At 66.5% G+C, this 13,957-nt stretch carries 12 protein-coding genes; 4 read left to right on the top strand and 8 right to left on the bottom strand.

Translation table 11 applies throughout. The annotated features are described in order from the left end of the window. Window positions 1-39: 39 nt before the first annotated feature. The 5 genes from ispH to murJ all read right to left on the bottom strand — a co-directional run bounded on the left by ispH (window position 40) and on the right by murJ (window position 6,997). Complete coding sequence (gene ispH / locus VG556_RS05110; protein WP_005408565.1) at window positions 40-990, bottom strand: 4-hydroxy-3-methylbut-2-enyl diphosphate reductase; 951 nt, start codon at window positions 988-990, stop codon at window positions 40-42. 27 nt (window positions 991-1,017) lie between these two features. Then, window positions 1,018-1,542, bottom strand: a complete 525-nt coding sequence (gene lspA, locus VG556_RS05105; RefSeq protein WP_032956391.1) for a signal peptidase II — start codon at window positions 1,540-1,542, stop codon at window positions 1,018-1,020. Continuing rightward, entirely contained in the window at window positions 1,542-4,373 is a 2,832-nt protein-coding gene (gene ileS / locus VG556_RS05100; protein ID WP_100449617.1) for an isoleucine--tRNA ligase, read from the bottom strand. Before ileS ends, lspA begins: the two co-directional genes overlap by 1 nt. After that, window positions 4,370-5,317, bottom strand: coding sequence for a bifunctional riboflavin kinase/FAD synthetase (locus VG556_RS05095; protein ID WP_049404434.1), 948 nt, complete (start codon window positions 5,315-5,317; stop codon window positions 4,370-4,372). Before VG556_RS05095 ends, ileS begins: the two co-directional genes overlap by 4 nt. Before the next feature lie 75 nt (window positions 5,318-5,392). Next, on the bottom strand, window positions 5,393-6,997 hold the full coding sequence (gene murJ / locus VG556_RS05090) for a murein biosynthesis integral membrane protein MurJ (protein WP_014646374.1): 1,605 nt from the start codon (window positions 6,995-6,997) through the stop codon (window positions 5,393-5,395). 117 nt (window positions 6,998-7,114) lie between these two features. Here murJ and rpsT point away from each other — a divergent pair, with 117 nt between their 5' ends. Continuing rightward, window positions 7,115-7,384, top strand: a complete 270-nt coding sequence (gene rpsT, locus VG556_RS05085) for a 30S ribosomal protein S20 (RefSeq protein ID WP_005408560.1) — start codon at window positions 7,115-7,117, stop codon at window positions 7,382-7,384. A gap of 166 nt (window positions 7,385-7,550) precedes the next feature. Here rpsT and cgtA read toward each other — a convergent pair whose 3' ends face one another. The 3 genes from cgtA to rplU form a co-directional block, all read right to left on the bottom strand. Next, a complete protein-coding gene (gene cgtA / locus VG556_RS05080) occupies window positions 7,551-8,603 on the bottom strand; it encodes an Obg family GTPase CgtA (protein ID WP_014646373.1) in 1,053 nt (350 codons plus the stop codon). A gap of 193 nt (window positions 8,604-8,796) precedes the next feature. Continuing rightward, window positions 8,797-9,060 (bottom strand): 50S ribosomal protein L27, encoded by a 264-nt coding sequence (rpmA, locus tag VG556_RS05075; RefSeq protein WP_005408558.1) that lies wholly within the window; start codon window positions 9,058-9,060, stop codon window positions 8,797-8,799. An 18-nt stretch (window positions 9,061-9,078) separates the two neighbouring features. Further along, window positions 9,079-9,387: a 50S ribosomal protein L21 gene (gene rplU, locus VG556_RS05070; RefSeq protein WP_005408557.1), complete on the bottom strand. Its 309-nt coding sequence runs from the start codon at window positions 9,385-9,387 to the stop codon at window positions 9,079-9,081. Between the two features lie 317 nt (window positions 9,388-9,704). On the opposite strand from rplU, the gene uvrA reads away from it, so the two are divergent. From uvrA to VG556_RS05055, 3 genes are all read left to right on the top strand, one after another. Continuing rightward, entirely contained in the window at window positions 9,705-12,698 is a 2,994-nt protein-coding gene (uvrA, locus tag VG556_RS05065) for an excinuclease ABC subunit UvrA (protein ID WP_049441204.1), read from the top strand. Then, complete coding sequence (locus VG556_RS05060) at window positions 12,698-13,105, top strand: acyl-CoA thioesterase (RefSeq protein ID WP_014646371.1); 408 nt, start codon at window positions 12,698-12,700, stop codon at window positions 13,103-13,105. Before uvrA ends, VG556_RS05060 begins: the two co-directional genes overlap by 1 nt. 97 nt (window positions 13,106-13,202) lie before the next feature. Further along, complete coding sequence (locus tag VG556_RS05055; protein ID WP_049419389.1) at window positions 13,203-13,928, top strand: hypothetical protein; 726 nt, start codon at window positions 13,203-13,205, stop codon at window positions 13,926-13,928. Window positions 13,929-13,957 lie beyond the last annotated feature (29 nt).

Genomic DNA, 13,957 nt, shown 5'->3' with positions numbered 1-13,957 from the left:
GTGCGAACCAAGGTTCGCACCCACCAGAGTCAGGCCCGGTCAGTCGACCAGGCGCAGGCGCAGTTCCTTCGGCAGCGCGAACACCATCGATTCCGGTTCGCCGTCCAGCTCGCCCACGCCGGTGGCGCCCAGCTCGGCCAGACGCGCCAGCACGCCATCGACCAGCACCTGCGGCGCCGAGGCGCCGGCGGTCACGCCGATGTGCTGCTTGCCTGCCACCCATGCCGGGTCGATCTCGTGCGCACCATCGATCAGGTACGATTCCACGCCTTCGCGGCGGGCCAGCTCGCTCAGACGGTTGGAGTTGGAGCTGTTCGGCGAACCGACCACCAGCACCAGGTCGCAGCGCTTGGCCAGGTCGCGCACGGCATCCTGGCGGTTCTGCGTGGCGTAGCAGATGTCGTCGTTCTTCGGGCCCTGCATCGCCGGAAAACGCTCGCGCAGCGCATCGATGATGCCGCGCGTGTCATCCACCGACAGCGTGGTCTGGGTGGTGTAGGCGAAGTTTTCCGGCTGGTTGATCTGCAGCGTGGCGACCTGCTCCACGTCCTCGACCAGGTAGATCTGCCCGGTCCCGGCTTCGCGGTTCCACTGGCCCATGGTGCCCTCCACTTCCGGGTGACCGGCGTGGCCGATCAGCACCACGTCACGGCCGGCACGGCAGTGGCGGGCGACCTCGAAGTGGACCTTGGTCACCAGCGGGCAGGTGGCGTCGAACACCTTCAGGCCACGGCGCTCGGCTTCCTGGCGCACGGCTTGGGACACGCCATGCGCGCTGAAGATCACGGTGTTGTTGTCCGGCACTTCGTCGAGTTCCTCGACGAAGATCGCGCCGCGCTGCTTCAGGTCGTCGACCACGAAGCGGTTGTGCACCACTTCATGGCGGACATAGATGGGCGCGCCCAGCGTTTCGATCGCGCGCTTGACGATCTCGATCGCACGATCGACACCGGCACAGAAACCACGCGGGTTGGCGAGCAGCACATCCATCAGTTCAGTCTCCCGGCGGCAGCCGGCTTACGGTTTCGGGTTGGCATTATCCGCCTTTTTGGCGGACTTGCCGTCGAACAGGCCAAACAGCGCGATGCCGACGGCACCCACCACGATGGCCGAGTCGGCGATGTTGAACGAGGGCCAGGTGTAGCTGCCCACATACCACTGGATGAAGTCGACCACGTGGCCGTGCACCTGGCGGTCGATCACGTTGCCGATGGCGCCACCGATGATCAGCGCATACGGCACCGCGGCCTTCCAGTTGCCGCGGGCGGTGCCGCGCAGCCACCACGCCATCAGCCCGCTGATGGCGATCGCCAGCGCGGTGAAGAAGTACTTCTGCCAGCCACCGGCGTCGCTCAGGAAACTGAATGCCGCGCCGGTGTTGTAGGTGCGGTACCAGTTCCAGAAGCCGTCGATGACCACCACCGGCTGGAACTCCGGCAGGCTGGACAGCACCCAGGCCTTGGACCACTGGTCCAGGCCGATGATGGCCACCGACAGCAGCAGCCAGACCAGGGCGTTCGGATGCGGACGGGGCGCGGCCATCAGAACCAACTCCGCACTTCGCCGGCGCCGGTCACGTTGCTCACGCAACGGCCGCACAGCTCGGGATGGTCGGCGTTGCTGCCGACGTCGGCGCGGTGGTGCCAGCAGCGCACGCACTTGGCCTTGGTGGTCGGCTGGGCGCTGACGAACACCTCGTCGGTGGTCGCCGGGCGCACCTGCACGTCGCCACTGATGAACAGGAAGCGCAGTTCATCGGCCAGCGGCTGCCAGCGCGCGGCCTGTTCTTCGCTGGCGGCGATGGTGATCTCCGCTTCCAGCGCCGCACCGATCGCACCGTTGGCGCGCATCGGCTCGAGCACCTTGGCCACCTGCTCGCGCACGGCCAGCAGCTGGTCGAAGTCGGCGGCATTGAGCTGGGCATCGGCCGGCAACGGCGCCAGGCCGTCGTACCAGGTGGTGAACAGCACGTGGCCGGCGCGTTCGCCCGGCAGGTAGCCCCACAGCTCGTCGGCGGTGAAGGTCAGGATCGGCGCCACCCAGCGGGTGAACGCTTCGGCGATGTGGTACATCGCGCTCTGGGCCGAACGGCGACCGTGCGAATCGGTCGGCATGGTGTACAGCCGGTCCTTGGTCACGTCCAGGTACAGCGAGCCCAGGTCCACGCTGCAGAAGTTCAGCAGCAGCTGCACGATCTCGGCCATGTTGTAGCCGTCGTAGGCTGCCTTGATCTTCTCCTGCAGCTCCCACGCGCGATGCACGATCCAGCGGTCCAGCGCGACCATCTGCTCGAGCGGTTGCAGGTGCTGCGCCGGGTCGAAACCGTCCAGGTTGCCGAGCAGGAAGCGTGCGGTGTTGCGCAGGCGACGGTAGGCGTCGGCGTTGCGCTTGAGGATCTCCTGCGACAGCGACATCTCGTTGCTGTAGTCGGCCGAGGCGATCCACAGGCGCAGGATGTCCGCGCCCAGCTTGTTCATGATGTCCTGCGGCTCGATGCCATTGCCCAGCGACTTGGACATCTTGCGGCCGTGCTCGTCCACGGTGAAGCCGTGGGTCAGGCACTGCTTGTACGGGGCGCGCTTGTCGATCGCCACGCCGGTCAGCAGCGAGGACTGGAACCAGCCGCGGTGCTGGTCGGACCCTTCCAGGTACAGGTCGGCCGGCTTGCCGAAGCCACGCGCGGCGAGAACGCCTTCATGGGTCACGCCCGAATCGAACCAGACGTCGAGGATGTCGGTGACCTTCTCGTAGTCGGCCGCGTCGGCACCGAGCAGTTCGGCGGCGTCCAGCGAATACCACACGTCGATGCCCTCGGCTTCGACGCGGTCGGCGACCTGCTGCATCAGCTCCACCGAACGCGGATGGATCTCGCCGGTCTGGCGGTGGGTGAACAGTGCGATCGGCACGCCCCAGGTGCGCTGGCGCGAGATGGTCCAGTCCGGGCGACCGTCGACCATGCTCTGGATGCGCGCCTTGCCCCAGGTCGGGAACCAGCCGACGGTGTCGATGGCGGCCAGCGCATCGTTGCGCAGGTTGGCCTTGTCCATCGAGATGAACCACTGCGGGGTGGCGCGGAACACCACCGGCGTCTTGTGGCGCCAGCAGTGCGGGTAGCTGTGGCGGATCGGATGGAACGCCAGCAGCGAACCGTTGTCGCGCAGCACGCCGACGATGGCCTCCTGCGCCTTCCACAGGTGCTGGCCAGCCAGCACCACGTCACCGGCCGGCGGGGTCGATTCCAGGTACACGCCGCGGCCGTCGATCGGAGTGACCTGGCCAGCGTTGTACTTGTCCAGCAGGCCGTACTTCTGGCTGACCACGAAGTCTTCCTGGCCGTGGCCGGGGGCGGTGTGCACCGCACCGGTACCGTCCTCGTCGGAGACGTGGTCGCCATTGAGCACCAGGATCTCGCGCTCCGGGTAGAACGGATGCGCCAGCAGCTGGTTTTCCAGCGCAGCGCCGGTGGTTTCACCGTGCAGCACCACTTCGTCCACGCCATAGCGCTGCAGCGCGCGCTCGGCCAGGGCCGCGGCCAGCACCAGCCAGCGGCGCTTGCCGTTGTGGGCCGGGCCTTCGGCCAGCACGTAGTTGATCTCCGCGCCCAGCGACACCGCCAGCGAGGCCGGCAGCGTCCACGGCGTGGTGGTCCAGATCGGTACGGCCACTTCGACGTCGACCGGCACGCTCACGCCGAACGCCTGGCCGATGGCCTGCGCATCGCGTGCAGCGTAGGCGACGTCGATCGCCGGCGATTCCTTTTCCTGGTACTCGATCTCGGCCTCGGCCAGCGCCGAGCCACAGTCGAAGCACCAGTACACCGGCTTGGCGCCGCGGACCAGGTGGCCGTTGGCCACGACCTTGGCCAGCGCGCGGATCTCGTTGGCTTCGAAATCGAAGCTCAGGGTCTTGTACGGGTTGTCCCAGTCACCGGTCACGCCCAGGCGCTTGAAGTCCACGCGCTGGATGTTGATCTGCTCTTCGGCGAACTCGCGGCACTTCTGGCGGAATTCGACGGCGTCAAGCTTGGTGCCGACCTTGCCCCACTTCTTCTCGACCGCGATCTCGATCGGCAGGCCATGGCAGTCCCAGCCCGGCACGTAGGGCGCATCGAAGCCGGCCAGGTAGCGCGACTTGACGATGATGTCCTTCAGGATCTTGTTGACCGCGTGGCCCAGGTGGATGCGGCCGTTGGCGTATGGCGGGCCGTCATGCAGCACGAACAGCGGGCGGCCGGCGGCGTTGTCGCGCAGCTGCTGGTAGAGCCCCTGCTCTTCCCACCGCGCCAGAATGCCCGGCTCGCGCTTGGGCAGGTCGCCGCGCATCGGGAATTCGGTGGCTGGCAGGTTCAGGGTGGTCTTGTAGTCCTGGCTCACGCAGTGGCTCGCAATCTATGTTCGGAAAGGATGGCGCGCGCCTGTTCGGCGTCGCGGTGCATCTGGTCGGTCAGCGCCGCCAGATCATTGAATTTCTCTTCGTCGCGCAGCTTGGCGACGAACTCCACGTCGATGTGGCGGCCGTACAGGTCGCCCTGGAAATCGAACAGGTGGGCTTCCAGCAGCGGCTCCACGCCCTCCACCGTCGGCCGCGTACCGAAGCTGGACACCGAAGGCCAGGGCTGGTCGAACACGCCGTGCACCCAGGTCGCGTAGATGCCCGACAGTGCCGGGGTCTTCGGGAAGCGCAGGTTGGCGGTGGGGAAGCCCAGCGTACGGCCGAGCTGGCGCCCGCGCACCACCCGCCCGCTGATCGCGTAGGGGCGGCCGAGCAGGTCGTTGGCGCGGGCGAAATCGCCCTCCTGCAGCAGCTGGCGGATGCGGGTGCTGGAGATGCGCTCGCCATGCAGGTCCACCGCTTCGATCTCGCCCGCGGTGAAGCCGAGTTCGGCGCCCATCCCCTGCAGCAGTGCCAGATCACCGCGGCGGCGGTTGCCGAAGCAGAACTCGGGCCCGATCCACACTTCGCGGGCGCCCAGCCGGTGCACCAGCAACCGGCGCACGAAGGTCTCGGCCGGCATCGCCGCCATCGCCGCGTCGAAACGCAGCAGGCCGATCGCATCGACGCCGAGCTCGCGCAGGATCTCGACCTTGCTGCGCGCCAGGGTCAGCCGCGGCGGCGGCGTGCCCTGGGCGAAGAATTCACGCGGCAGCGGCTCGAATGCCACGGCCACTGCGGCCACGCCCAAGGCGCGCGCGCGGGCAACCGCGTGGCGGACCAGCGCACGATGGCCCAGGTGGAGGCCGTCGAATGCACCGATACAGACCACGCTTCCGTTGGGGAACAGCTCCCCGCCCTCGACGCTTCTGAACAGCCTGCTCATCAACTCTCGTTCCGGCCCGACCGGGGCCGCCGCTTCAATGGTGTAACCCTGAAGTATAGCCGCCACGGACCGCGATCAATGCCCGCGCAGGTCGCGCGGGCGGAAGCCCATCGCCAGCATGGCCACCACGTAGGTCGCGCCGCCGCCGCCGACCAGCAGCATCAGGCCACCGATACGGTGCCATTTGTCCATGCCGGTGAAGTCGGGGACCCAGTGCAGCAGGGCCAGCAGCACGCCGACCATGGCCACGCAGGCCACCCCCAGCCGCACCAGATAGCCGCCCCAGCCCGGCCGCCGCTGGTAGACGTCGGTCTTGCCCAGCCAGTACCAGAGCAGGCCCAGGTTCAGGTAACTGGACAGCGCACTGGCAATGCCCAGCGCCAGGTGCAGGCCCGGCTGCTTGCCGATCGCCGCCATCACGCCCTGCGCCTTCAGCGCGTCGGGCACCATCACCTGGTACAGCACGGCCAGCAGGGCGAAGTTGAACACCATGTTGGCCACCAGCGCGGCAACACCGGCGCGCACCGGGGTCTTGGTGTCCTGGCGGGCGTAGAAGGCCGGCAACACCACCTTGAGCAGGGCGAACGCCGGCAGGCCGAAGCTCAGGCCATACACCGACAGCGCGGTCATGCGGGTATCGAACGCGGTGAACTGGCGGTACTGGAACAGCGTGGCGATCAGCGGCTCGGCCAGCAGCACCAGGCCCAGCATCGCCGGCACCGAGATCAGCAGGGTCATGCGCAGGCCCCAGTCCAGCGAGCGCGAGAAGCCCTCGCGGTCGGTGCTGACATGGTGGCGGGCCAGCGCCGGCAGGATCACCGTGCCCAGCGCCACGCCGAACACGCCCAGCGGCAGCTCCAGGAAGCGATCGGCCAGCGACAGCCAGGACTGCGAGCCGTCGGTCAGCTTGGCCGCGATGAGGGTATCCAGCAGCAGGTTGATCTGCGCCACCGACGAACCGAACAGCGTCGGCACCATCAGCGTCAGCACCTTGCGCACCCCCGGATGGTTCCAGCCCCAGCGCGGCAGGGTCAGCAGGTTGATGCCCTTCAGCGAGGGCAGCTGGAACAGCAGCTGCAGGAGGCCAGCCGCCAGTACCGCCCAGCCCAGCGCCAGGATCTGCTTTTCCGGCGTGCCGCCCAGGCGTGGCGCCAGCCACAGCGCGCCGGCGATCATGCACAGGTTGAGGATGACCGGGGTCAGCGCCGGCATCGCGAAGCGCTGGAAGCTGTTCAGCGCACCGCCGGCCAGCGCGGTCAGCGACACGAACAGCAGGAACGGGAAGGTCAGGCGGAACAGGTCGACCAGCAGGGTCTGCTTGACCGGATCGGTATCAGCACCACTTGAGAATGCCACCGCCAGCTGCGGCGCGAAGATCAGCGCCAGGGCGGTGACCAGCATCAGCACCCCGCCCAGGGTGCCGGCGGTCCGGGACATCAGCTCACGCAGTTCGGCGTGGCTGCGGGTCTCCTTCACCTCGGTGAACACCGGCACGAAGGCGGTGGAGAAGGACCCCTCCGCGAACAACCGGCGCAGGAAATTGGGTATCCTGAAGGCAACCCAGAACGCATCGGTAACCGCATTGGTGCCGAACGTGGTAGTGATCACCTGATCCCGGACAAGTCCGAGAACCCGCGAGACCATGGTCATGCTGCTGAACGACAGCAGGCCCCGCAACATCTTCGGTGAACTCACTCAGCGTCCCTCTTGACAATCGACTTGACGTGCATTTCTCGGGCCATCATACTAGCTAGCTTGCTGTTCCCATAACACCGATTTTTTCAGGAAACCACCACCGTGGCCAATATCAAGTCCGCCAAGAAGCGCGCCAAGCAGACCGTCGTGCGCAACGCGCGCAACGTGGCTCAGCGCTCGATGCTGCGCACCGCTGTCAAGAAAGTGATCAAGGCGCTGGACGCCAACGATGCCGCCGGCGCCGAAGCCGCCTTCGCCGTTGCCCAGCCGATCCTGGATCGCTTCAGCGCGCGTGGCCTGATCCACAAGAACAAGGCTGCTCGCCACAAGAGCCGCCTGAACGACCGCATCAAGGCCCTCAAGGCCGCCTGATCCGGCGTTGCCGCCCTGCCCTTCGGGGTTGGGCAGCAGACAAAAGCCCGGCCCCGGCCGGGTTTTTTGTTGCCTGCGGTTCACCGGGATTGCCGGCCAGCGGCCGGCACTACCAAATGAAAAACCCGGCCGAAGCCGGGTTTTCCGCATGGAACCACAACGGCATTCACTGCGCGTTGCGGGCTTCCAGCTCGTCTTCCTTCTGGCGATCGAAGAAGGCCATGATCCGGCTCATGATCGGGAAGGTACCTTCGCGGCCCAGCGCGGAAACCAGGAACCACGGCTCCTTCCAGCCCAGCTCGGCGACGATCTGCTCGGCCGCGGCCTGCGCCTCGTCTTCGAACATCAGGTCAGCCTTGTTCAGCACCAGCCAGCGCGGCTTGTTCAGCAGCTCCGGATCGTGCTTCTCCAGCTCGCGTTCAATCGCACGCACCTGCTCCACCGGCGAAATGCCCTCCACGCCGCCTTCCATCGGCGAGATGTCCACCAGGTGCAGCAGCAGGCGGGTGCGCTGCAGGTGGCGCAGGAACTGCGCACCCAGGCCGGCGCCGTCCGCAGCGCCTTCGATCAGGCCCGGAATGTCGGCGATCACGAAGCTGCGGTGGTTCTCCACCTTCACCACGCCCAGGTTCGGGTACAGCGTGGTGAACGGGTAATCGGCCACCTTCGGCGTTGCCGCCGAAACGGCACGGATCAGGGTGCTCTTGCCGGCGTTGGGGAAGCCCAGCAGGCCGACATCGGCCAGCAGCTTCAGCTCCAGCTTCAGCGTGCGCTCTTCGCCCGGCTCGCCTGGCAGCGCCTGGCGCGGCGAGCGGTTGGTCGAGCTCTTGAAGTGCATGTTGCCCAGGCCACCGCGACCGCCCTTGGCCACCAGCAGGCGGTCCCCGTGCTGGGTCAGGTCGCCGATGACTTCATCGGTGGCAACGTTGATGACCACGGTGCCGACCGGCACGGTGATGGTCAGGTCTTCGCCGCCCTTGCCATAGGCCTGGCGGCCCATGCCGTTCTCGCCGCGCTGCGCCTTGAAGATACGCTCATGGCGGAAGTCGACCAGGGTGTTCAGGTTTTCGTCGGCGCGGATGTACACGCTGCCGCCCGCACCGCCGTCGCCGCCGTCCGGGCCGCCGAGCGGAATGAACTTCTCGCGACGGAAGCCAATGCAGCCGTTGCCGCCGTTGCCGGCGAACACTTCGATTTCTGCTTCGTCTACCAGTTTCATTGTTTCGATGCCTGCGATGGGCGCGACCTGCTGGCCGCCACCTTGAATGTCATGCCGGCCGCGGGCCGGCAACCCGGCCCAGCCGGTCTTGCTTCAACTCTAACGAAAAGCCCCGCCGAAGCGGGGCTCTCCATGCAGCGTGCTCTTCATCCAGCACGGCCATGCCGCGGCACGGGTGCCGGCGATGCCTGGATCAGGCGTCGGCCGAGACGATGCTGACGGTGCGACGCTTCTTGGCGCCCTTGACCGAGAACTCCACCTTGCCGTCCACGAGGGCGAACAGGGTGTGGTCACGGCCCAGGCCAACGCCGGTGCCCGGGTGGAACTGGGTGCCGCGCTGACGCACGATGATGTTGCCGGCTTCGATGGCCTGGCCGCCGAAGATCTTGACGCCCAGGTACTTCGGGTTGGAGTCGCGACCGTTGCGCGAGGAGCCTACGCCCTTTTTATGTGCCATGACTGCTTCTCCTGATGCTTAGCCGGCGATGCCGGTGATCTCGATTTCGGTGTAGTACTGACGGTGACCCTGACGCTTCATGTGGTGCTTGCGGCGACGGAACTTGATGATCCGGACCTTGTCAGCACGACCCTGGGACAGGACCTTGGCGGTGACGGCAGCGCCCTTCAGCGCATCGCCCAGCTTCACGCCGTCGCTGTCACCCAGCATCAGGATGTTGTCAAACTTGATCTCGCTGCCGACTTCGACTTCGAGCTTTTCAATGCGGAGCTTTTCGCCCTGCGCCACGCGGTATTGCTTACCGCCGGTGACCAGTACTGCGTACATGACCAGGCCTTCCTCTGTAGTTATTGTGGTCTGAGCTGCCGCCATCGAGGGCGGACAGGAGCGGAATTGTACGCAGATCAGCGGGCGCGGGTCAAGTCAACCCCCGAACGCCGCTGGGGACGGCTCCGGAACGGGGTCAGATCCCTTTTCACCCCGTGAAAAGGGATCTGACCCCTGCCTGACGGCCTGTCTCACCAGATGAGACATCGGGCTGGCATTGTCGCCCATTGCCCCCATCTGGTCACCTCGGTAGGCTGACCGATTGCCGTTCCCTGCTGGCCCGGCACCCAGCCAACGCCCCCACAACCGGATCCCCCATGGCGATGGATTTCATCCGCATCCGCGGCGCGCGGACGCACAACCTGAAGAACCTCGACCTCGACCTGCCCCGCGACAAGCTGATCGTGATCACCGGCCTGTCCGGCTCGGGCAAGTCCTCGCTGGCGTTCGACACCATCTATGCAGAAGGCCAGCGCCGCTATGTCGAGTCGCTGTCGGCCTATGCGCGCCAGTTCCTGAGCGTGATGGAAAAGCCGGACCTGGACCACATCGAGGGCCTGTCCCCGGCGATCTCGATCGAGCAGAAGTCGACCTCGCACAACCCGCGTTCGACGGTCGGCACGATCACCGAGATCTACGACTACCTGCGCCTGCTGTACGCCCGCGTCGGCACCCCGCGCTGCCCGGACCACGGCTATCCGCTGGAGGCGCAGACGGTCAGCCAGATGGTCGACCAGGTGCTGACCCTGGACCCGGAACAGCGCTACATGCTGCTGGCCCCGGTCATCCGCGACCGCAAGGGCGAGCATGCCCAGGTGTTCGACCAGCTGCGCGCGCAGGGTTTCGTGCGCGTGCGCGTGGACGGCGAGCTGCATGAAATCGATGCGGTGCCGCCGCTGGCGCTGCGCCAGAAGCACACCATCGAGGCGGTGATCGACCGCTTCCGCCCGCGCGAGGACATCAAGCAGCGCCTGGCCGAGAGCTTCGAGACCGCGCTGAAGCTGGGCGACGGCATGGCCTCGGTGCAGAGCCTGGACAGTGCCGACGCTTCGCCGACGCTGTTCTCCTCCAAGTACTCCTGCCCGGTCTGCGATTACTCGCTGCCGGAGCTGGAACCGCGCCTGTTCTCGTTCAACGCACCGATGGGCGCCTGCCCCGGCTGCGACGGCCTGGGCATGGCCGAATTCTTCGATCCTTCGCGCGTGGTGGTGCATCCCGAGCTGTCGCTGGCCGCCGGCGCGGTGCGCGGCTGGGACCGCCGCAACGCCTATTACTTCCAGCTGATCGCCTCGCTGGCCAAGCACTACCGGTTCGACGTCGACGCGGCATGGAACTCGCTGCCGCAGAACGTGCAGCAGGCCGTGCTGTACGGCAGCGGCGATGAGGCGATCACCTTCACCTACTTCACCGAAGCCGGTGGCCGCACCCAGCGCAAGCACCGCTTCGAGGGCATCATTCCCAACCTCGAGCGCCGCTACAAGGAAACCGAATCGCCGGCGGTGCGCGAAGAGCTGTCCAAGTACATCAGCGAACAGCCGTGCCCGGAATGCCATGGCGCGCGCCTGAACAAGGCGGCACGCAACGTGTTCGTGGCCGACCGCCCGCTGCCGGAGCTGGTGGTACTGCCGATCGACGAGGCGCTGAAGTTCTTCAGCGAACTGAGCCTGCCGGGCTGGCGTGGCGAGATCGCCGCGAAGATCGTCAAGGAAATCGGTGAGCGCCTCGGCTTCCTGGTCGATGTGGGCCTGGATTACCTGACCCTGGAACGCAAGGCCGACACCCTGTCCGGTGGCGAGGCACAGCGCATCCGCCTGGCCAGCCAGATCGGCGCCGGCCTGGTCGGCGTGATGTACGTGCTCGACGAGCCGTCGATCGGCCTGCACCAGCGCGACAACGAGCGCCTGCTCGGCACCCTCACCCGCCTGCGCGACCTCGGCAACACGGTGATCGTGGTCGAGCATGACGAGGATGCGATCCGCCTGGCCGACTACGTGCTGGACATCGGCCCGGGCGCGGGCGTGCATGGCGGCGAGATCGTCGGCCAGGGCACCCTGCAGGACATCCTGGAGGCACCGCGCTCGCTGACCGGCCAGTACCTGTCGGGCAAGCGCGCGATCGAGATCCCCGCGCGCCGGCACAAGCCGAACCCGAAGATGACCCTGCACCTGCGCGGGGCCAGCGGCAACAACCTCAAGGGCGTGGACCTGGCGATTCCGTCGGGCCTGCTGACCTGCGTGACCGGTGTATCCGGCTCCGGCAAGTCCACCCTGATCAACGACACCCTGTTCTCGCTGGCCGCCAACGAGATCAACGGTTCCTCGCACCCGATCGCCCCGTACAAGGAGATCGATGGCCTGGACCTGTTCGACAAGGTGGTGGACATCGACCAGTCGCCGATCGGCCGCACCCCGCGTTCGAACCCGGCCACCTACACCGGCCTGTTCACCCCCCTGCGCGAACTGTTTGCACAGGTGCCCGAAGCGCGTGCGCGTGGCTATTCGCCGGGCCGTTTCAGCTTCAACGTGCGCGGTGGCCGCTGCGAAGCCTGCCAGGGCGACGGCCTGATCAAGGTGGAGATGCACTTCCTGCCGGACGTATACGTGCCCTGCGACGTCTGCCATGGCAAGCGCTACAACCGCGAGACGCTGGAGATCCTGTACAAGGGCTTCAACATCAACGACGTGCTGGAAATGACCGTCGAGGATGCACTGAAGCTGTTCGAACCGGTGCCGTCGATCGCACGCAAGCTGGAAACCCTGGTCGACGTCGGCCTGAGCTACATCAAGCTGGGCCAGAGCGCGACCACGCTGTCCGGTGGTGAAGCACAGCGCGTGAAGCTGTCCAAGGAACTGTCGCGCCGCGATACCGGCCGCACCCTGTACATCCTCGACGAACCGACCACCGGCCTGCACTTCCACGACATCGAAGCGCTGCTGGGCGTGCTGCACAAGCTGCGCGACGAAGGCAACACGGTGGTGGTGATCGAGCACAACTTGGACGTGATCAAGACCGCCGACTGGATCGTCGACCTGGGTCCGGAAGGCGGCCACCGCGGTGGCACCATCCTGGTCACCGGCACGCCGGAAGACGTGGCGGCCTGTCCGCAGTCGTATACCGGCCAGTTCCTGGCGCGCATGCTGCCGTCCACCAGCGCGCGCCCGGAACAGCCGGCTGCCGTGGCCAACAAGCCCGACGCCCGCCCGCCACGCAAGGTGAAGCCTGAGAAGCCGGCCAAGGTTGCCAAGAAGGCCGCGGCCGCCAAGAGCACCGGCAAGGCCAGCAAGAGCACATCGAAGAAGAAGGACGCCTGATGAGCAGCGAACACAAGATCCTGGCCCGCATCCCGATCAGCGTGCGCTGGCGTGACATGGACAGCATGGGCCACGTCAACAACGCCAAGTACATTTCCTACCTGGAAGAAGCGCGCGTGCGCTGGATGCTGGGCGTGGACGGCGTGTCGATGACCGACCGCATCGCACCGGTGGTGGCCGCGACCAACGTCAATTACCGGCTGCCGATCGTGTGGCCCAACGACATCCTGGTCGAGCTGTTCGTCGAGCGCCTGGGCAACAGCAGCGTGACCATCGGCCACCGCATCGTCGACCAGCACGACGCGTCGAAGCTGTACTCGGACGGCAACGTGGTGGTGGTGTGGATGGATACGCAGACCGGCAAGAGCGCGCCGCTGCCGGAGGCGATCCGCAGCGCCTCCACCTGACGCGCCCTGGTAGGTGCCGACCTTGGTCGGCACGCTTTGGCTGCAATGAGGTTGCCGGCCAGCGGCCGGCACTACCGATCCCATTCAATGGACTGACATGATCCACCAGACTGAACTGCGCGACCTGCTGCCCGGCATGGTCCCCTTCCCCACCGACGTCTTTCCCGCCGACCAGGCCTGGCTCGGCCAGCACCTGCTGCCGCTGCTGAAGATCGACCTGGGCGTGCTGCGGCCGGAACTGGCCGGCCAGGTGGCGACGATGCTGTGCCCGATCGAGCCGTACGACGGCTGCATCGGCGAGACCACCGAAGAACACCACAACGATTTCACCGGGACCAACTGGATCGCCTTCGAACTGACCGCCGGCAACCAGATGCGCTTCCTCGGCAATGAGGGCTATTTCATCGGCGAGGCGGTGCAGGACAAGGATGCGCAGGAGCACATCGCGCAGATGCGCGACAGCTACGCCAAGGCCCGCGATTACCATGCCGCGCACGGCCGTCTCGCCTGCTACTCGCGTTACGGCAAGGGTGAGGCCAGCGAACGCGACTACTTGGATACGCTGGGCGGACCGATAGGCTTCGGCAACTGGACCGAGACCGCGGAGATTCCCGCGGCCTTCGAACTGGGCTTCACCGACGCTGCCGATGATCCCAACGCTGCGGACGATGCCGAAACGGTGATCATCACCCGCAACGGCAACAAGTTCTTCGCTGTGGCCGGCGTAGCCGGCTACAACTGGTGCGCCACCGGCGCCGACGCGATCGTGATGCTGTACGAGCCGGAAAGCCGCACCGTGCTGTTCTCGTACGACTGGTCGTAAGGCCCTTTGATCGTGCCGGCCAGCGGCCG

It is taken from the genome of Stenotrophomonas sp. CASM106, assembly GCF_049384825.1.
Classification (GTDB): Bacteria; Pseudomonadota; Gammaproteobacteria; order Xanthomonadales; family Xanthomonadaceae; genus Stenotrophomonas; species Stenotrophomonas muris.
The sequence above is the reverse complement of the archived record's forward strand: the minus strand, read 5'-3'. Positions and strand labels throughout refer to the sequence as shown.

What these genes read in the sequence shown, in the direction of transcription:
- ispH (WP_005408565.1), bottom strand. Translation starts at nt 990, where the DNA reads ATGGATGTGCTGCTCGCCAACCCGCGTGGTTTCTGTGCCGGTGTCGAT.
- lspA (WP_032956391.1), bottom strand. Translation starts at nt 1,542, where the DNA reads ATGGCCGCGCCCCGTCCGCATCCGAACGCCCTGGTCTGGCTGCTGCTG.
- VG556_RS05095 (WP_049404434.1), bottom strand. Translation starts at nt 5,317, where the DNA reads ATGAGCAGGCTGTTCAGAAGCGTCGAGGGCGGGGAGCTGTTCCCCAAC.
- murJ (WP_014646374.1), bottom strand. Translation starts at nt 6,997, where the DNA reads ATGTTGCGGGGCCTGCTGTCGTTCAGCAGCATGACCATGGTCTCGCGG.
- cgtA (WP_014646373.1), bottom strand. Translation starts at nt 8,603, where the DNA reads ATGAAACTGGTAGACGAAGCAGAAATCGAAGTGTTCGCCGGCAACGGC.
- rpmA (WP_005408558.1), bottom strand. Translation starts at nt 9,060, where the DNA reads ATGGCACATAAAAAGGGCGTAGGCTCCTCGCGCAACGGTCGCGACTCC.
- rplU (WP_005408557.1), bottom strand. Translation starts at nt 9,387, where the DNA reads ATGTACGCAGTACTGGTCACCGGCGGTAAGCAATACCGCGTGGCGCAG.
- uvrA (WP_049441204.1), top strand. Translation starts at nt 9,705, where the DNA reads ATGGCGATGGATTTCATCCGCATCCGCGGCGCGCGGACGCACAACCTG.
- VG556_RS05060 (WP_014646371.1), top strand. Translation starts at nt 12,698, where the DNA reads ATGAGCAGCGAACACAAGATCCTGGCCCGCATCCCGATCAGCGTGCGC.
- VG556_RS05055 (WP_049419389.1), top strand. Translation starts at nt 13,203, where the DNA reads ATGATCCACCAGACTGAACTGCGCGACCTGCTGCCCGGCATGGTCCCC.